Source organism: Sphingobacterium sp. InxBP1, from assembly GCF_026191775.1.
Lineage (GTDB): Bacteria > Bacteroidota > Bacteroidia > Sphingobacteriales > Sphingobacteriaceae > Sphingobacterium > Sphingobacterium thalpophilum.
In genome coordinates this window covers 351,574-370,554 of record NZ_JAINDX010000044.1, presented here as the reverse complement: position 1 = coordinate 370,554, position 18,981 = coordinate 351,574, and the positions used below count along the sequence as shown (strand labels likewise).

The window sequence follows — 18,981 nt, the reverse complement described above, 5'->3', positions numbered from 1 at the left end:
CGACTGCGGAATAATCTGTATATTTATGCACAGACAATAGTTTGAATATAAACCTGATACGACGATGACAATCCCAAAAATATGGCTAGCATGGCTCTGCATAATCCCCGTAGTGGCCTGCGCACAGCGCAGCTACACGATCAGAGGGGAGGTGAGCAAGTTAAAAAATGGTTCCAAAATTTTTCTGATATACGAGATTGACGGGAATTCGGTGGTGGACTCCACCGTCTCAGCCGGAGGCCAATTTTCCTTTTCGGGCAGGATCGGCTATCCTGTGTCCTCGACCCTGTATCTCCATAAAAACCCTTACGTCGAAAAGCTGGCACCGAAGGAGCAGATGGACTATTTCCGCTTTTATCTCGAACCTGTTGTGATGCATATGCGGGCAGCGGATTCCCTTAAAAATATCGTGATCACGGGATCGCAGGTGAACGCAGATCAGGACATCTTCCGAAAGATGCGAAGCGGCGTTGACGACAAGTTTACGGCTCTGAATAAGGAGTTTGCCGCCCTGCCAGCGGCCCAGCAGGCCGATTCGGCGGTACGCGCCGGTTTCATCGATAGGGAAAAAGCGATTATGGATGAGCTGTATGCTGTGCATCTGGCGTTTGCGCGGCAGCACCCCGCGTCTTACCTCAGCCTGATCAGCCTGTCTTTTGTGGCCGGCCAGGAAAAGTTCGCTGCCGCTGCGGCCGAGGTATATGCAGGTATATCCGAACAGCTCAAACAGTACCCGCTGGCTGCGGAGATCCCCCTGCAGCTGGAATCGGCTGTAAAAACCAAAGTCGGGCAGCTGGCTCCGGATATGGAGCTTCTGACCCCCGGGGGCAAAACAATGAAAGTCTCTGATTTCCGCGGCAAATACCTGCTGCTGGATTTCTGGGCGAGCTGGTGCGGGCCCTGCCGGGAAGAAAACCCCAACCTTGTGGCACTATACGACAAATACAGGTCACAGGGTTTTGAGATACTGGGGGTGTCGCTCGACCGGGCAGCACAGCAGCAGCAGTGGATAAAAGCGATAGCGGATGATGGGCTCCGTTGGCCACAGGTCTCCGATCTCAAAGGCTGGGATAGCCATGCCGCCAAGCTGTATGGCATCAATGCGATTCCAGCAAGTTTCCTCCTCGACCCTGAGGGCAGGATCATCGCACGCAACCTGCGGGGCAAGGGACTGGAAGATCAGCTGCGGACGATTTTCGCCAAGGCGACTTATTAACTGTAATTAGCGGTAGGCTATAGGCTCCAGCTTGCGGATTCCTTCAGTCTCTATCTGAACCAGCGCCGGCGTAATGATCTGCTTTCCCGATGTTGGCAACAATGTTTTGCCTTCAAATTGCCATTGCCTGTTTTTGGCCAGCAAAAAGTCCAGCCGCTGTCGGCTGTTGAGGCCGCTGAGCGTGTAGTAGTTATTATGCTCGCCTTCCTTGCCGTTGATCTGGCGGAAGCTGCCTTTAATCTGGACACCATGCTGTTGCTCATACTGCCGGATGAAAGAGGCATCAACTGCCTCCAGTACGCGCCGCTCGTCTTTGGGACAACAGACAGATCCATAACTTTCGGTGCGATAGACCAGTATTTTATCTTTCGGAATCTTTGGTGCAGCGTAGTGCAGCTGCGGCTGCCCTCCGCCCGTCAGGTGATAGCGGTCCACGGTGGCCTTCCCGTCCTCGCGCTTGACGTAGTAGTAATAATTGCTGACAGCAGGCTCCAGTGTGATGCCCTGCTTTTCCGCATCCTTGGCGACCTGTTCATAGGCTTCGTAGTCGGGCATCACCAGAATGAACTCCCGGAGCTCGGGATAGAACCCTTCCGCATTTTCAAACAGCTCGCGTGGCAGCCTCGCGGCAACAAAAAACACCGCCATGCTATCGGGATGGAAATCGACGGCGCGGTCAATCAGGTAGGTACCGTCTTTTTCTGTACAATCGGAATCTTCTATCATCACCGCCTCATGGTATACCGGTTTCAGCCAGGCCGGACGCGGCTTATTCTCGATGGTGGCGGACTGCTGTGCCGGTGTATCCGCACAGGTTCTGACTAATGTCAGGATCAGAACTGCAGCGCAATAAATAAGTTTAAACATATGCAATCGTCTTATACTATGTATCCAATCTGTAAATATACTCCTCGATTTCGGATTGTCGGGCATTCGCATAGCCCTTGTCGTTGCCTATTTTGACAAAGCCACAATGTTCCAGCACCTTTTGCGAAGCCCGGTTATCGAAGGCAACCCGTCCAAAAATAGGCCGCACCGTCTCCAGCGCCAAAAGTGTACGCAATGCTTGTGTCGCTATACCACGTCCCCAGAACCTGCGGTCAATCCAATAGGTGATCTCATGGTCGCCTTCCATGACAAACTTTGCGATACTGCCAGCAATCGTTCCGTCAATAAGAATAGTCTGATTATTTACGCTGGGTTCGTTGAGCAGACGGCTGTACTTAGCCAGATAGGCAGCCTTGTCCGCCGGATCAGCCGAAGTAAAAGCAGCCAGGTAATTGGATTCTTTGTCGAGCTGAAATGTAAAGAGCGTCTCAAGGTCCTCAACTGTGGTCGGCCTCAGCGCGAGCCGGAACGATGCGTTGTTCATGATCGTGATTAGTAGGTTTGTGTCCCAAAGATAGACAAAATGTGACCTTGATAGGCAATGACAACACAAAAAAAGGCTTTTCCTGCGGAAAAACCTTTTTTGTTTCATACGGCAGCTATCGCCCGGATAACCTTATTTCATTTTTTCCTTTACACTTTTACAGTGGTCGAGATGGCTGCGCAAGGTCGGCAACGTTTTGTCGACAAAAGCTTTCAATTCAGCATCTGCGAGGTTTTTACTGGCATCCTCAAACAGTTTGATATCTTTCTCGTGATCTTTTATCATCTCATCGATATAAGCTTTGTCAAAGTCAGCTCCCGATTTTTTCGAAAGATCGTCTTTGACTTTCTGCTGTTCGCTGCTTACCGCGGCGGGCAGTGTGATGTTTTTGGACTGCGCAAGCGTTTTGAGCTCGTCGTTGGCTTTGGAATGATCTTTCACCATCATCTCACCAAAGGCTTTGACGTCGGCGTGTTGCGCTTTCTGCTGTGCCAGTTCACCTAACTCCACTTCGGCCATGCCGCCGTTTGCGGCCTCGGTCACAAATTTGGCATCGGATTCATTAACAGCCACCGGTGTGCCTGCTACTGGATTGTCGGCGATCTGATCAGGTGCCTTAGATTCGTTGATACTGTCTGCAGTATCTTTACTGTCTTTGGATGCTCCGCCACCACAGCTCTGCATCGCAAAAAGTGATAAGGCAATCGTCAGGGTCAAAAATGTTCTTTTCATTGCTTTGTGAGTTTAGTTTGTAATCTGAACAGCAGTCGGCGTCTGATCGTTCAAAAAAACTTAGATAATATGCCGGACGGGCCGAAACAAGGCAGCCGATCCATGGTCATCCTGTTCAGATCTGCTCAGCATGTCCGCCGAAAAATCCGAGCATGGTTTCCAGTGCCGTTGAGGAATGCATTCTTTCACCATTATCCAGAGACTCTTGAGTAGCGGCTGCCGCACGGCGTCGCATCCTGTCTTCGTAGGCCGCAATGGCATCTTTCAATGTCGCATACCGCGGGTCGCTAAGATGCTCGCTCAGCTCCAGCGCATCGAGCATGGCCATGTTGGCACCTTCTCCTGCAAAGGGAGGCATCACATGTGCCGCATCACCGATCAATGTGAGGCTTGGACTGGTTTCCCAATGCTGATCAAGTGGCATATAGTAAATTGGCCGGGGAATAAACGGAACGTCAGCATGAGCAAACAGTTCCTGCCACAACGGGTTCCAGCCTACGTATTCTCGTTTAAACCACTCCAGCACCTGCGTGCTATCCGAAAAATCGAGTCCACTGGCAACCGCCCAGTTTTCATCGGCCTTAAAACTTGCATAAAATCCCAGTTCGCCATCGCCTTTCTGTCCCATTAATATGTTCTGTTTGTTTCCGAATGCCATGATTTTACCGCCCTTGATCAGGGCGTTGATCTGGGGTGCATTCTCTTTGGCGACATGGCCTTCGAGCATAATCACCCCTGAATACATGGGTTTAATGGCAGTCAGATAAGAACGAATTCTGGAATTCGCGCCATCGGCAGCGACAACGAGATCCGCGTAGGCTGAGGTACCGTTTTTGAAATGCAGCAACCAGCCGTCGCCATGTGGCTCCATGGACAGAAAATGACTATCCCATACCACTGTATCGGGCCGTAGCGATTCCAGCAGCATGTTTCGCAGAGGGCCACGGTCGATCTCGGGCCGAAAGTGCTCGTGTCCAAAATTTTCTGCCGGTTTGGTGTCATGATCACTGTACAGCAGCTCTGCTTGCGGATTGAGGATGAGCGTCCGGTCTGCTCCGGGGCGGTAAGTCGTCCGGAACACCTGCAGGAGCCCGGCAGCCCGCAAAGCTGCGAGACCCGAATGCTCATGCATATCCAGGGGTGAGCCCTGGACCCGTGCATGTCGGTTGATATCTCTTTCGTACACGTTGACCTCGGCATCCTGCAGCTGCAGAAGCCTAGCGAGGGTAAGGCCGGCGGGACCACCGCCGACAATAGCAATTGATTTGTTGTCTATCAGCATGTTATTTTACATTTACCCTGCAAAATTATGCTCCTTTGAGAACCGATAATAGTACAAATCGGTCGTTTCGGTTTTTGGACAGTTCCTTTGGCGGCACGCCGCAGTATTTTTTGACTTCCTTGATGAAATGGTTCTGATCGGTGTAATTCAGTTCAGGAAACAGTTTTCCCTGAGCGATATGCGCCAGTGATGCTCTGAAGCGCAAAATCGTTGTGTAGGTCTTTAAAGATAATCCCAGCTGTTTGGTAAAATAACGGTTGATCTGCCGGCTGCTCCAGCCCACGGCATCGGAGAGCTGCTGCACGCTCATTTCTCCTTTGGAAGAATAGATCAGCTCAAATAGCCGGCGCTTCCGATCGTCCACGTCGGCAGGAATCAGGGCGCAGATCTTTTGGGTCGCCTTTGCGCAGCATCGTTCAAAATCCGCGATATCCCCGGGCTCAAAACCCCAGAATCCGGGCGGCAGCTCACATGCGCTGTTCAGAAATTCTGCCAGCGGCGTCTGCAGGATATATTCTACAGCAAGCGGTTTAAAACTGATGACAAAGACGGTCATCCCCGGCGGGATATACCGCTGTTCGGGGTAGGTTTCCAGTCCGATAAGGATTACTTCAAATGGTGCTGCCGGAGAAACTGAAAAAAACAGATCTACGCGGCCGTCGGGGACGACCACCACTTCCTTGGGCTGGTCACCGTCATTACGAAAGGTGCCCAGATTTTCCACAAAATCAGCGATGCTGCTGTCCGGCTCAATAAAGCGGTAAGAGAATTCGGTAGTCATGATCAAGACCAGATTTTCGGACGCATCCTATTTGCGTGGTAAAAGATACAGCCAGACCACACAGGCAATAAAGAGTATAAGCGAGGCCACAAAAGTACTGTAAGCTACCTCTGGATGACCTTCGAGCGCATTGTTGAGCGCCGTATACAGCAGCCAGATCTGTATGAGCAGATTGATCAGCAATACGGCGATCAGCGTGGACATGATCATGTTTTTCTTTTGGGGGTGGGACTGTTCCTGTCCTCGTCTAAATGTACTCATACGGTTTGATCATTAAGTTTTCTGCACGTAAATATCGTCACCTTCAATGGAAACATCAAGTCTATTGAGCGGTCTGGGCGGTGGTCCCTGGAGCACCTCGCCGGTCTTGACATCAAACCAGCCATTGTGGCACGGACATTCTATTTTCATGGTGCCGGGGCGATAATACACCGCACAGGAAAGGTGGGTGCATTTTTGTTCGTACGAATAAAAGTTACCATCTTCGGTGTGGACCAGTATATAGGGGACCGCGCTGTTTTCGAGCACAAAAGATTTTGTGCCGCCCACGGGAATATCGCTGGTGCTGCAGATCCGCTGCCGTTTCGAAGCCCTTTCCTTTTTGGTGAAGAAGGCCTTTGCTGCGATGGCAGCGTTTCCCAGGACCATCCCGCCCGATACCACTGTTAAGATCCGGGCAAAGTCCCGCCGGCTGACCTCGTTTGATTCTGGCCGGCTGATCGGGAAATCTCTCTTCCAATGTTTATCTTCATTGCTCATAGCAAAAGGGATTAAAATCACATAAACCACTGATTATAGGACACGCAGTTCTGTGCTGCCTTTGGGCATCATCAGGTTGACTTTTGTGCTGACCTTTTCCTCTCCAAAGAGAAAGGTATTAATGGGGGTTGAATTGGGACGCTTGGCCTGTATCTCCTCACGCGTACCATAGAAGAGGGCACCACTGGGACATACGGTGGCACACATGGGCTTCTTGCCCACACTGGTCCGGTCATAACACATATTGCATTTCATCATCAGGTCGTAGGATTCCATCTTTTTGGGCACACCAAAAGGGCAGGCCATCACACAGTTTGAACAGCCGATGCAGCGCGATGTGTTGGCAGTATGCACCACGCCAAACTCGTCTTTGCTAATCGCATCAGCAGGGCAGACATTGGCACATACGGGGTCCTCGCAATGCATGCAAACCTGCACGGTTGTCTGAATGGTGGTACTGCGGTCCACATAATTGACATGGATCATGGACTCCTGTCCGTTGGTTTCGCATTCGGCACATGCCGCCTCACAGGCTTTACAGCCGATACAGCGCTGCATGTCGACAAAAAATTCTTCCTGTAACTTATAATACTCTGCCATAGTCTTTCCGTTTATAGTGATTTAGATACTTTGATAATCCCGTGCGTCATTGCCAATATATGACTGCGTTCCCAGAGGTTCCAGGCGGCAGGCGCTGACCTTAAACTCAGGGATTTTGGAAATAGGATCCAAAAAACCGCTGGTCAGCTGATTGGCTGACTTTTTCCCCGGCCAGTGATAGGGGATAAACACTGTATCCTCGCGGATGGTCTCCACAATATTGGCCGGAAAAATAGCATCCCCGCGTTTGGTGACTACACGTACGTCTTCATGCTGACTGATCCCCATTGTGTGGGCCAGCACGGGATGTATCTCCAGAAAGGGCTGCGCAAATTGTTTGACCAGCTTGCCGATGCGTCGCGTCTGTGTACCACTGAGATATTGTGAAACCACGCGGCCTGTGGTCAGTATGACCGGAAATTCGGCGTCCGTCGGATCCATGCTGGGATGGTATTGCACCGGATTGAAGTGCGCCCTTCCATCAGGTGTCTTGAATTTGCGGTCCTCCCAGAGCCGTGGTGTGCCGGGATGATCCAGGTCTGGACAGGGCCAGAAGACACCCATGTTCCGTTCTATTTTCTCGTAGGTGATGCCGTAATAGTCGGCTGTACCGCCTTTAGAAGCTATACGGAGCTCGTTAAAGATCGCTTCGCTGCTGGCATAGGAGAATTTGTCGCCTGCACCGAGGCGTCGGGCGATCTCCTGTATAATTTCCGAATCGGGTCGTGCGCCGACGGGTGGGTCGACGACTTTCCGGATCCGCACCACACGCCCTTCGGCAGTCGTCACGGTACCGTCCTCTTCTTCGTGCAGGGAGCCGGGAAGGATAATGTCACAGTGGCGGATGGTTTCGCTCATAAAAAAATCGATACCCACGTAAAATTCCAGTTTTTCAAGTGCGGCGCGCACATAATTGTTATTGGGCAGCGACACCAGCGGATTAAAACAGATGGATAGGAGTCCTTTTATTTCATCGCGGTGGATCGCTTCGATAATCTCGTATGCAGTGAGCCCCTTGCCCGGAAGGTCTTTTTCATCTATTCCCCAGACCTCAGCAATATACCGGCGGTGTTCGGGATTTTCAATGTCGCGATTACCGGGCAGCTGATCACATTTATGGCCATGTTCGCGTCCGCCCTGTCCATTACCCTGCCCGGTAATGGTGCCATAACCGCAGTAGGGGCGTCCGATCCGGCCCGAAGCCAGTACGATATTGATGCAGCTCAGCACATTTTCGACCCCCTTGGTATGGTGTTCGATACCGCGGGCATGCAACAGAAAGGAGGTGGAAGCTTTGCCCCAGAGCTTTGCAGCGGCTTCTATTTTTTCCTTTTTTGCACCGGTGACTTCTTCGGCCCATTCGAGGCTATAGTCCCTGACCGCCGCGATAGCATCCTCAAATCCGGAAGTATGGTTGGCAATAAACTCGTGGTCCAGCATATCGTGCTGAACCATATAGTTAAGAATCGCGCCAAACAGTGCCGAGTCGGTTCCCGGTCTGATATCTAGATGGATATCTGCTGTGCGCGCCAGGGGTATCTGCCGCGGATCGACCACAATGATCTTGGCACCGTTGTCACGGGCCTGCCACAGCCAATAGGTCAGTGTAGGAAACGTTTCGGAGACATTGGCGCCTGTAACGATGATCACCTCAGCATGGGCAAGATCCGTATAGTTGTTGGACGTACGGTCAAGGCCAAACGCCTTCTTGTTGCCAGCACCCGCCGATACCATGCATAGACGGCCATTGTAATCCAGATTTTTGGTTTTTAAAGCGACACGGGCAAACTTGCCCATCATGTAGGATTTCTCGTTGGTCAGGGATACGCCCGAAAGAACAGCAAAGGCATCATGGCCATACTTCTCCTGAATCCGTTTGATTTCGGATACGGTTCTGTCCATGGCCTCGTCCCATGCGACCGGCAGATATCCCTTTCCGGGGGTATTGACCAGAGGACTGGTCAGCCGGTCGGGATGATTGTCCTGTAAATAACGTTGCACGCCCTTGGGACATAACCTTCCCTCATTGAAAGGAAACTCCATCCAAGGTTCAAATCCAACCACTTTATTATTTTTGGCCAGCAACTTTATCCCGCATTGCATACCACAGAAGCAGCAGTGGGTTTCGACAATTCTATCCGGCTCGTCTCTGCCCGGAGTACCCTCAGGATCCGGAAAATGTAAGTGCGGACCAAACTGCGCAATGATCTGTTCTACGGGTATGGGTAATTTTGCCATTTAATTCTTTTATTTAAGGTACCAACTACAGATTATCCAAAAAATTCACCGGCTTCTTTGCGGGCTTTATAATGCGCGATGGCAAGAAGATCCCGCTTTCCTTCGGGACTATAATCCAGGATAGAGTCTCCCTCAGCATTATCAAGGTTGAAACCCGTTTGTTTTGTGATTTTTTTGAGATCTTCGACATGCAATTTTGTTGTATACTCCTTTCCGGTAAACTTGCAGTGCTGCATGCCCTTTTTACGTCCGGCTTCCTTATAGATATGAGCACCAATCTGGGCCGGGCGCTGGATGATATGGAAAAACTTTCCGAAAGGCATCCAGACGAGAAAGACGATCACAAAAAAAGCATGGGTAACGGCCATAAATTCGTAAGCCTTTCCATGCATAAATTCATAATCCAAAGTCAGCCCCAGACCCGTCAAAGAAACGAGAATCAGCAGCAGCAGGGGCAGGATATCGCCTTCAAAAGTCTGCGTGGCAATCAGTCCCGGATCCTTTAACCGTTTTTGCAGAAAATAAGTGGCTCCGATGATCACCAGAATCGAGCACCAGTTGAGCGCCCCGAAGGTCAGGAAGCCCATGACTGACTTTACCGGAAAATTCATCACGGCAAATCCAAAGAAATGCGCGGTATAAATTTTGGGTGCAGCGGGATCCAAACCTGACGCGGGGACAAGTGTAAAATGTATCCAGCCAAAGGTAAGAGGGATCGTGATACAAAAGGCTAAAATACAGCCGATGGCCATCATCAGATGGGCAAAGCCTCGGGACTGGCCTCTACGGATAATAAAGCGCTGAAAAACGATGTTCTGTACAAAATCTTTGACCGTGTATCCCAAAAAACGGAGTCCTTCCGCCGAAAACAGGATCTTTAGGCTGCTCTTGAAATAAACACGGGTGGGGGGACGCTGTATCCAGACGGTGTAACGATAGACAATTCCAAAAACGGCAAACAGTGTACCGAATAGATAGGCTACCAGAGCTGCATCAAAATTCTGCAGCCTGCGCGATCCAACCAGGATCATCCCGAGCGTCAAAAGGGTCGCAGCACTGGCTATAACAAAGGCTTTTAAGTCTACAAGCTTCAACATAGAAATCTATTAGTCTATTTTTATAACAGTAGAGATTTTAAATTGTTTGCTCAGTATAATCAGCTAAACTTTACGGCTCAAAAATACCTTCAACAGCTGTCTGACAAAGCCAGTCATCACGGCGGTCCAGGCAAATAGGGCGAGGTAGATGAAACCATTGGGGATAAATTTCAGAAAGGCAATATCAAGGGCTTCACTGAGCCGGAAAGTACTGACGACATACATGCCCAGCGGGAATACCATCGCCCAGTAGGTGGGGTCATAACCGGCGGCCGTTGTAGGCACCTTCACTTTTTTGACAATATGCCGCCAGGCTCCCAATAGGACCAACAAAGGGATCCACCAGGTGCCGGCAGCCCAGAATAACAGCACAAACCCTTTTAAAAACGGCCGGATTTCGACCAGGAAAGTAAATTGCTTTTCATGGAGGATCAGCATGGATCCGGCAAGCGTGGATATGGCTGTGGCCCCCATATTGATCCAGTATGGAGCACCAAGTTCCATCGCGTTTAAGGGGAAGAAGGAAATCCGGTAAATGATCAGAGACATCAGATACAAATAGAAGATACAACCCACAGAAAATAGACAGGCGGCAATGAACAGGTAGATCTCAGCAGCGTCGCCCAGACCATCCGACACAAAAGAGATCAGTACAGATATGGCCTGAATGGAAACGATAATGACAAGCCAGGTCCCGTTGATGCCTTCTTTCAACGGTTTTTTATCATCCGTCACCGTCAGATTGTAGAAAAAACCGTAAATCGTAAAAGCCCATATCACGGCAGCCAGAATCAGCAATGCCGTAGCCAGGCCGCTCATGCCTTCAAAAAGGATAACCTGGTTGCCCATAATGCACAAAGCCGCGATAAGCGTAAAAAATCCGGGTCCGCGTTGATAATTTTTGAAATCCGCTACCATATCGGGCCAGTAACGGATCATCCGATAGAGATTGGCGGCAAATAATGTGAGTAAAAACAGGATATTGAGATAAAAAAGTACCCTGCCGAGGACGGAAAATCCTTCCAGAAGACAGGCAATGGAAATAATTCCTGTGGCCATGACCATGGCAAAGTACCCCGGCAGCAGGACTTTGATCCGTTTTTGAAGTGCATTCATCGGCTTATATGGTTTTCTGCATATTGTTAAGCCTTGGCTGTATCACATTCGATGCGACCAAAGACGTTGATAGCTTAACAATCAAAAGCACTGCTGTGTTTTAGCGGAGAGACATTAGTTGACACAAGGCTGCTGCTGGGCGCATCAGCTAGCCTGGTCTGACGCTTAGAACCAGTTATCCTGCAATACTGGCAGAAAAGGAAATGGAAACGGAGCACAGGTCTGAAGCTAAAAACTGGTATCCTGCTGCGCCTGAGAGCGAACAGAACAACTGATTTACAATCAGTTATACCAGTTAACGATCCTCAGGGCGGCAGTCTAAAAACGGTAACCAAAAGACAGGGCTGTGCGGATCCCGGCAAATGGTCCGCTCGTACGGAGGGTCACCCCCTCAGCGCTGACTTCTTTTTGGAGATCGATGACGTCGATGTCAAAGTCATCCAGCTGTTTCTGCACCTCGCGCTGTTCGTCCGCATTGAGCGGCGTCTTGCCCTCAAACGTCCCCTTGTTAAAACCATAGCTGGGACCGATGATACGCCAGTCGAGATAAATATCTTCGCCGAGGCGCCACTGGCTACCGATGGCTACACCGGCAGTAAAGGCATTCAATGCGCCCGATATGGCGACTTCTTTCTGGTAGTTCGACTGGTCGACCGAAAGAACTGTACTCAGCGTATAGTTGGAATATTTGACAAAAGGAGCGACGTAGAATCCCCGCAGTGCTTCTTTGTCGCCCAGGTAAAACCGGACCTCGGGCGTAAACGAAAAAGCCCCGAGTTTGGCGCCGCCCAGGATATCGTACTCGTCATCAACTGCAGACTCCCATAGTGAACGAAAGGGTAGTCCGGATTTGGGCCGAAAGCTTAGTGTACCGCTCAGTGAAATGCGGTCCTGAAGGGCTCTTTCATATTCAAGCGCCACATTGCCAGCCGTCAGCGGCAGAAGATTCAGTTTGACCAAATTGGATTTCTCCTGCGCCTTCAATGCCGTTGCTGCGAACAAGCCAAGCGAAAGCAGGATAAGGTGATGTTGTTTCATAGTCGATGCTGTGTACAGGAACCAAATATATCGGATTATCTGCTGACATCCAATGAAATTATACAATTTGTTAAATTCTCTTATATTCATAAAATTACCGTTCAGAAGGGCTTATCGCTCCTTAAACAAACGTCCCTTGGGACGATTTGGTTGGCAGTTTATTTAGCCCTTTCGTGGGCTGCAACGGGCACTCCTCCAATCAAAACGGTATTTTAGGTACCGACTTCGTCGTCAGTGCCACACCGATTTCGATAATACCGATGATGACATGTGGGAAGTACACTATATCTGCGAAGTCGAACAGCCAGGGTGAGACGGCCAGAAACAAGCCCGAAAGCACATCAAGGACGAGATGCACATTCATGGGAATGATTCTGACCAAGCCCAGCTCGTAGTGGGTTATCGCACTGTATACCAAGGTCAGTATTCCGAGCACCACAAACACGGCTCCCTCGGGCCGATCATTGGCAAGGTGAAATAAAAATGGGCAAAGGATGAGAAAAACGCCTACCAGATAATCCAGGTAGCCGTGAGTCCTGGTGCTGAATATTTTCATAGCTGTTGTCAGTTTAAGTTATGGACGCTTTCCTGATCTGCAGAGCCGGAATATGACCGCTCCCGCGACCAATAAGCCTACGGCCGCTTTTGTGAGCATCGCCTTTCTATTGTATTTCCATTCGGATGAGAGGCCAAGCTCTTTAGGTATATTGGGGATATGTCCACTGCTGAGATCTTTCACAATGCCTTCCAGCACCTGGACGCGGTCGGCGAGCATGAGTGGCAGCCAGCGTCCATAGCTTGACTCGCTGTATTTAAACGCCACGCGCCTGACCATGCCACTGATGCCAGCGGGTGGGACCGACGTACCGAATACGGCAGTCAGATTGGGGCGCTCGACAGACTGCAGGATCTCCACCGTTTTGTCCTGCGGAAGCGGACGCTGCCAGGAATAGCCCCGATGCTCAGCATTGTTTCGCTGTTTGATGGGGTAGGTGGGATCGTTTTTCCGATCGGCATCTATACCCCAGCCTTTGATATGGGCATAGTTATGCTTTCTGTCATGGATAAAATCTTTGGATGTGGTTTGGTCTGTGATCATAATTGACAATATTAAATTTTACATGGATGGGGGTAACAATACCGTTTTGATGCAGCCGTCCAATTTACTGGAGAACATGTGGTATGCATCTGCGACCTCCTCGAGGGGAACCCGATGGGTAATCAGCGCCTTGGGATCTATGATGCCGGACTGTACATGCTCGATGAGCCGTGGCAGCAGCCGTTTGACGGAAGCCTGGTTGGCCCTTATCGTAATGCCCTTGTTGAGCACGTTGCCGATCGGCACGAGACTATTGATGGGACCATATACGCCGACGATGGATACAATACCACCCTTTTTGACACTATTGATGGCCCAGTGGAGGGCAGTGGTGGAGCCACCCTGAAGCATCATGTAACGTCCCAAAACGGTATTTATGGCATTGCCGGCAGCCTCGCAGCCGACCGCGTCGATACACACGTCGGCACCCAGTGAATCTGTGATGGTTTTAATGAATACGACCGGATCACCGATGGAACGGAAGTTGACCGCCTCGCACTGTGCATACCGTTCGGCAAACTCAAGCCGGTACTCGACCTGGTCTATGATAATGACACGGCCTGCACCAAAGAGCCATGCACATCTAGCAGCCATGATTCCAATCGGCCCCGCACCAAATACCACCACGGTATCTCCGGGCTGAATGCCGGCCATCTCTGCCGCCTGATAGCCTGTGGGGACCACGTCAGTCAGCAGCACTGCGTCGTCAGAATCCATCCATGGCGGGATGACTACCGGCCCCACGTCGGCATAGGGTACCCGCACATATTCGGCCTGTCCACCGGAATAGCCGCCGGCAGTATGCGAATAGCCGAATATACCGCCGACCGCTGTGGCCTCCGGATTGGACTCGTGACAATTGCCATACAGTCCCTGCTGGCAAAATGCACATTTGCCGCAGGCGATATTAAAGGGTACCATCACGCGGTCACCCACCTTCAGGTTGTCGATGGCGGAACCGACTTCCACCACTTCGCCAATAAATTCATGGCCAAATATGGTCCCAACACGGGTATCGGGGACCAGCCCATGGTAGAGATGCAGGTCGGATCCGCAGATACAGGAACGCAGCACCTTGACGATGGCATCCTGCGGATGGAGGATTTCTGGTAGTGGCATATTACGGTCGGCCCGAATACGGTATGGTCCACGGTAGTTCATTGCAAGCATATTACAGATATTTTAAATTAAACTTCAGTTCAATACATCATCTTTAGCGGAACTGAGAAACAGCGTTGCCGGTTAAAGATAAATGGTCACCTTGCTACTGATGAAGGCTATATTGCCGGTAATGGTTTGGATATTTTGCGTATATGTCACAAGCACGGACGAAGAACGTATTAATTGGCGCACGTCCGTATTTTCCCCTTCAACTCTCAGCCGATCCAAAAAACATGGTGTTCTGAAGAAAGTGCCCTCAAACCAACGGTAGCTGATGATTGTTATTGACCATAAACAATGAAAGTAACACAGTATGGCAGACAGCAAGGCTAAACGTGTCTCTATCAATGAGCAGCTCAAACACGCGCGTGCGCTAGAATCTGAAGGCAAGACGGAAGAGGCTATAAAGGACTACAAGGCGATCCTCACAAAAGACAGTCTGAACACCACCGCCTACAACCGGCTGATGATCCTGTACCGTAAGCAGAAGGCCTACAAGAAAGAACAAAGTATGATTAAAAAAGCGCTCAGCGCCTATGAAAAAGACATTTTCGAAGACCAGCGTGAATGGAAAAAATCAAACGATAAATCTGCGGATCTCAGCCGGAATCTGGCGAAGGCCCTGGGCCTCATTGACGAAGATGGCAAGCCAGTCTATCAGGATCCTCAAATGATGGCTTGGCGCAAACGTCTGGATGTCGTGGAAAAGAAACTTAAATAATGGAATGATTTTGATCGTTCGCTTCTGTACAGTTACTGTTCGAATTCGAACAGGTTGATAATGCGTCAACCATCTAAATAACTATGAAATAGAGTTTTAGAAAAATGGTCCGGCATATGCACTATGTGAAGCCATGTGTAACCTTTAGACCTCTATCACCGTATGTTGCGACATTATTTAAAATTGGCTTTTAGAAACATAAAACGCTCGTTCGGCTATTCGCTCATCAATATCCTCGGGCTTGCTGTTGGCATATGCAGCTTCATGATCTTGCTGCTGTACCTCAATCACGAACTCAACTACGACCGGTGGAGCCCCGAGCTGGAGCGGGTGGCGCGGGTATCTCTAAAGGGAAAGGAGGATGTATATCAATCGACTCAGGCACCATTGGCTGCATTACTGCGCGACAAAGTCTCGATGGTGGCAGCAGCCACAAACATGACTCGGGATGAAAGTTTCGAAACACCACTGTCCACCGCAGAAAAAAGGATAATACAGAAAGGGATCGTAGCAGCAGATTCGCTATTTTTTAGTGTATTTCCCTACGAAATCACCGCGGGAGAAAGCATAGCACCGCTCAATAAACCCAACGCCATCGTGATCAGTGAGCATCTGGCAAAAAAAATGTTTGGAGAAGAGGACGCGGTCGGCAAAACCATCAAGATATTTAATGCCTATGAGTGTACCGTGACTGCTGTGATGAAAGGAGCAACAGGCCCGTCGCATTTAAATATTGAGGCAGTATTCCGTAATCCCAATGAAAAGAATAACTATCATTGGGGAAACCATTCTTATTTAACCTATATCAAAACCAAACCGTTAGTAAACCGGGTCGCTGTTGAAACGTTAGTGGATCGGATCTATTACGATGAGCAATTAAGAAAAGAGCACAATAACCAGGGGTATCCGGAATTTAAAAAGAGCGGATCACAGGAAGGGCTGTTTTTGGATTTTGCTCATGACATTCACAATTTTCCGAAACATGGCAGCAGCAACATCAAAACCGTGACCATATTGCTAGTGCTCGCAGCAATGCTGCTGATCGCAGGAGCCATCAATTTTAGCAACCTTTCTATTGCAGCTTCCTTGCGTAGAGCCAGAGAGGTCGGCGTCAAAAAGGTATTGGGTTCCAGCCGGGCCAGACTATTTTGGCAATTTATGGGGGAGGTGGCCATCCAATGTAGTATTGCTTTTGTTTTGGCTATACTGATGCTCTCGCTCATCCTGCCGCATTTCAACGCACAATTTAATGTCAATATCAACTTTTTAAACAGCGGGATAACCTTACGCCTCGTGTTGCAGGTACTGTTGTCACTTTCTATTGTCGTCGTACTGTCTGGTCTATATCCTGCGCTCTTTCTTACACGGTTTAATACGACCAAAGTACTGAAAGGCGATTATTCAAGAGGGAGGGGGGGCATAGCATTCCGCAATGGACTAATCATTGTACAATTTGCGGTGGCGGCATTTTTCATTTACGGCGTAACAGTCGTTAGCCATCAGCTCGATTTTATGCAGACCCGGGACAAGGGATTCTCTGCTGAACAGGTTCTACGGATACAGGCGTACAAAATGAGTACCAGGGAAGAGAATTTTGAAACCGTCAGATCCCAGCTGATGCGAATAAGTGGCGTGCAATCCGTCGCAAAGACAACAACAGTACCCGGTGACCAGCATGTGGACACGACAACAATTGAATTTAATGCAGCGGGACAAACCTATAGGATGAATTCAGTGAAAGTTAGCGAAGCATATTTTGAAACACTGGATATTGGCCTGATAAGCGGGCGTTACTTTGACGGAAGTTATGCAGATCAGCATACCCGTTCGGCAATTATCAACAAAGCCGCTGCCGACAAACTGGGACATCGGCATGGGAAAGCTACTTCAATAGCGTTTGCTGGCTGCGATAGCGTACCGTTATCCGTGGTAGGTATAGTCGAAGACTTCAATGTACAGGGGCTGGAGCAGCAGGTGCAGCCTGCGGTATATACCATAGGTAACAATGCGTGCAGATTCCAATCTGGGGGAGCCATCCTGGTCAAAATCGAAGGAACGGATGTCAAAAGGGTCGTGGAGGCAATAGAAGAAGTATGGAAGAAGATCGAACCCGATTTTGACTTAAAATACTCGTTTTTAGACGCTAATTTTCAGCAGCTGTTTTCAAGCCATATCCGTCTGCAGCGTATCGTATCGTTTTTCGGTATTACTGCCATCATGATCTCATTGATAGGTTTGTTTGCACTGACGGCTTTCCTGATTGGACAGCGCCAGAAAGAGATCAGCGTACGCAAAGTACTGGGGGCAGATTTACTGCATCTTAGCGTGTTACTCGGCAGTCAATATTTACAGCTCATAGCCGTTGCAATCGTGGTCGCCATTCCGATAAGCTGGTGGGCAGCAGAGAAATGGCTACAGAGCTTTGCTTACCGCATCAGCCTGACTGGCTGGCTGTTTGGATTGAGCGCAATAGGCATTCTACTGGCCGTGGCAACTACCGTCGGCATCCATATTATCAGAGTATCGCGTGCCAATATTTCGGATGATTTGCGCAATGAATAGTAAGTATAGTATGGTGTCAAAGTCCTTTTTCACGTCAGCTCGCCCGGCAAAGGCTCTTCTTTACTGTTGTATTTGTATTTCGATCACATTCCAATCCTGCAGAAAAGAAACAGCAGCCGACATCACAAGAACGTTTTACCAACAGGGGAAACTGAACGGGGCTATTCTGTTGGCAAAAGACAGCCAGATCGTTATTGACAGTGTATTCGGATACAGCAACCCTTCGCTGGGTACTGAATTTAATACACCGGATCCCTGTTTCTACATTGCATCACTGGCTAAGCCCTTAACCGCGGCTGCCATCATGAAGCTCCAGGAATTACATTTACTGCGTTATGACGACCATGCTTCCGCATATATTAAAGAGCTGCCAAAATATGCAGCCGATGTGACCATCCGGCAGCTGCTTAATCACACTTCGGGCATAAAAGATTATGAAGCACCGACACAAACGAGTATTAATGCGTTGAAGAACGCTGATGTATTAGCATGGCTTAGCCGGGCCGCTGCACTGGATTTTCCACCGGGGACGAAGTTTAAATATAGCAGTTCGGGTTATATCTTGCTGTCAATAATTATCGAACGGATCAAAAAAAAACGTTTGCTGAATTTCTGCGTACAACCGTGCTTGCCCCACTAGACATGAAGCACACATTTGTATTTGACAATATGGCTCATCCGATTCCGGGTAAAGTGACGGGTTTTGATAAGAAAAACCAGATTCTTGACTATAGGCAATTAACAACAGGAGATGGAGGGATTTATTCAACCACAGGAGATCTATTGAAATTTGATAAAGCGCTGAGAGAGGGGACGCTCCTCAATAAAGAAAATACCGAGACGATGTACAGCATTCCTACAATCGATAAACGAAACACAAGGGGTTACGGATTTGGCTGGTATGTTGACAGGTCAGCCATGGAAGTATTCCATACCGGTGGTCTGGACGGATTTCGGTGCCTGTTCTGGCGAGATCTAAAAAATAAGCTCACTTTGATCGTACTCACCAACAAAGGCGATGCTTTTGATCCGGATGAGTATCTCCATGCCATGAGGAAAACCATGTATGATCTCCGTAACGAGTAGTGAACGATGGATCGTTTTCTCGATGCTTTGTAGAAAAAAAGCTACTAAAATGATTGAATCCATAAATTTAGCGTTAGCAGCGTATTAATTTTTAGATTGTATTACAATAAAAATAAAATAG

The 18,981-nt window shown here is 49.2% G+C and carries 18 protein-coding genes and 2 pseudogenes; 4 read left to right on the top strand and 16 right to left on the bottom strand.

Going from position 1 to position 18,981, the window contains the following annotated elements; translation table 11 throughout:
* Nucleotides 1-64 precede the first annotated feature (64 nt).
* On the top strand, nt 65-1,216 hold the full coding sequence (locus K7A41_RS12330) for a TlpA disulfide reductase family protein (protein ID WP_265713911.1): 1,152 nt from the start codon (nt 65-67) through the stop codon (nt 1,214-1,216).
* Between the two features lie 6 nt (nt 1,217-1,222).
* Here K7A41_RS12330 and K7A41_RS12325 read toward each other — a convergent pair whose 3' ends face one another.
* From K7A41_RS12325 to K7A41_RS12250, 16 genes and pseudogenes are all read right to left on the bottom strand, one after another.
* Nucleotides 1,223-2,149, bottom strand: coding sequence for a hypothetical protein (locus K7A41_RS12325; RefSeq protein WP_265713910.1), 927 nt, complete (start codon nt 2,147-2,149; stop codon nt 1,223-1,225).
* Nucleotides 2,100-2,588 (bottom strand): GNAT family N-acetyltransferase, encoded by a 489-nt coding sequence (locus K7A41_RS12320; RefSeq protein WP_265713909.1) that lies wholly within the window; start codon nt 2,586-2,588, stop codon nt 2,100-2,102. The genes K7A41_RS12325 and K7A41_RS12320 overlap by 50 nt, the downstream gene beginning before the upstream one ends.
* A 132-nt stretch (nt 2,589-2,720) precedes the next feature.
* Nucleotides 2,721-3,320 carry a DUF4142 domain-containing protein gene (locus tag K7A41_RS12315; protein WP_028070392.1) on the bottom strand — a complete coding sequence of 200 codons (600 nt, stop codon included), beginning with the start codon at nt 3,318-3,320 and terminating at the stop codon, nt 2,721-2,723.
* Nucleotides 3,321-3,435: 115 nt separating this feature from the next.
* Entirely contained in the window at nt 3,436-4,602 is a 1,167-nt protein-coding gene (locus K7A41_RS12310) for an FAD-dependent oxidoreductase (protein WP_028070391.1), read from the bottom strand.
* Nucleotides 4,603-4,627: 25 nt separating this feature from the next.
* Nucleotides 4,628-5,383 carry a helix-turn-helix domain-containing protein gene (locus K7A41_RS12305; RefSeq protein ID WP_265713908.1) on the bottom strand — a complete coding sequence of 252 codons (756 nt, stop codon included), beginning with the start codon at nt 5,381-5,383 and terminating at the stop codon, nt 4,628-4,630.
* A gap of 27 nt (nt 5,384-5,410) precedes the next feature.
* Complete coding sequence (locus K7A41_RS12300; RefSeq protein WP_028070389.1) at nt 5,411-5,644, bottom strand: DUF6755 family protein; 234 nt, start codon at nt 5,642-5,644, stop codon at nt 5,411-5,413.
* Between the two features lie 12 nt (nt 5,645-5,656).
* On the bottom strand, nt 5,657-6,142 hold the full coding sequence (locus tag K7A41_RS12295) for a Rieske (2Fe-2S) protein (protein WP_028070388.1): 486 nt from the start codon (nt 6,140-6,142) through the stop codon (nt 5,657-5,659).
* A gap of 33 nt (nt 6,143-6,175) precedes the next feature.
* Nucleotides 6,176-6,742: a 4Fe-4S dicluster domain-containing protein gene (locus tag K7A41_RS12290; RefSeq protein WP_265713907.1), complete on the bottom strand. Its 567-nt coding sequence runs from the start codon at nt 6,740-6,742 to the stop codon at nt 6,176-6,178.
* 21 nt (nt 6,743-6,763) lie between these two features.
* Nucleotides 6,764-8,980: a molybdopterin oxidoreductase family protein gene (locus K7A41_RS12285; protein WP_265713906.1), complete on the bottom strand. Its 2,217-nt coding sequence runs from the start codon at nt 8,978-8,980 to the stop codon at nt 6,764-6,766.
* A 32-nt stretch (nt 8,981-9,012) separates the two neighbouring features.
* On the bottom strand, nt 9,013-10,077 hold the full coding sequence (locus tag K7A41_RS12280; protein WP_265713905.1) for an MFS transporter: 1,065 nt from the start codon (nt 10,075-10,077) through the stop codon (nt 9,013-9,015).
* A 63-nt stretch (nt 10,078-10,140) separates the two neighbouring features.
* A complete protein-coding gene (locus tag K7A41_RS12275) occupies nt 10,141-11,193 on the bottom strand; it encodes a tellurite resistance/C4-dicarboxylate transporter family protein (RefSeq protein ID WP_037533551.1) in 1,053 nt (350 codons plus the stop codon).
* 318 nt (nt 11,194-11,511) lie between these two features.
* Complete coding sequence (locus tag K7A41_RS12270; RefSeq protein ID WP_265713904.1) at nt 11,512-12,231, bottom strand: DUF3575 domain-containing protein; 720 nt, start codon at nt 12,229-12,231, stop codon at nt 11,512-11,514.
* A 199-nt stretch (nt 12,232-12,430) separates the two neighbouring features.
* A complete protein-coding gene (locus tag K7A41_RS12265) occupies nt 12,431-12,787 on the bottom strand; it encodes an SPW repeat protein (protein WP_265713903.1) in 357 nt (118 codons plus the stop codon).
* A gap of 18 nt (nt 12,788-12,805) precedes the next feature.
* A complete protein-coding gene (locus tag K7A41_RS12260) occupies nt 12,806-13,330 on the bottom strand; it encodes a hypothetical protein (RefSeq protein ID WP_265713902.1) in 525 nt (174 codons plus the stop codon).
* Between the two features lie 18 nt (nt 13,331-13,348).
* On the bottom strand, nt 13,349-13,924 hold the full coding sequence (locus K7A41_RS12255; protein ID WP_265713964.1) for a hypothetical protein: 576 nt from the start codon (nt 13,922-13,924) through the stop codon (nt 13,349-13,351).
* Between the two features lie 201 nt (nt 13,925-14,125).
* Nucleotides 14,126-14,449 (bottom strand): annotated as a pseudogene (locus K7A41_RS12250) (alcohol dehydrogenase catalytic domain-containing protein); the annotation flags it as partial.
* Between the two features lie 355 nt (nt 14,450-14,804).
* Between K7A41_RS12250 and K7A41_RS12245 the strand changes: the two are divergent.
* The 3 genes and pseudogenes from K7A41_RS12245 to K7A41_RS23755 all read left to right on the top strand — a co-directional run bounded on the left by K7A41_RS12245 (nt 14,805) and on the right by K7A41_RS23755 (nt 18,860).
* Nucleotides 14,805-15,212, top strand: coding sequence for a hypothetical protein (locus K7A41_RS12245; RefSeq protein WP_265713901.1), 408 nt, complete (start codon nt 14,805-14,807; stop codon nt 15,210-15,212).
* 183 nt (nt 15,213-15,395) lie between these two features.
* Nucleotides 15,396-17,774, top strand: a complete 2,379-nt coding sequence (locus K7A41_RS12240) for an ABC transporter permease (RefSeq protein WP_265713900.1) — start codon at nt 15,396-15,398, stop codon at nt 17,772-17,774.
* Nucleotides 17,755-18,860: pseudogene (locus tag K7A41_RS23755) on the top strand (serine hydrolase domain-containing protein). The gene K7A41_RS12240 and the pseudogene K7A41_RS23755 overlap by 20 nt, the downstream one beginning before the upstream one ends.
* The last annotated feature ends 121 nt before the right edge of the window (nt 18,861-18,981 follow it).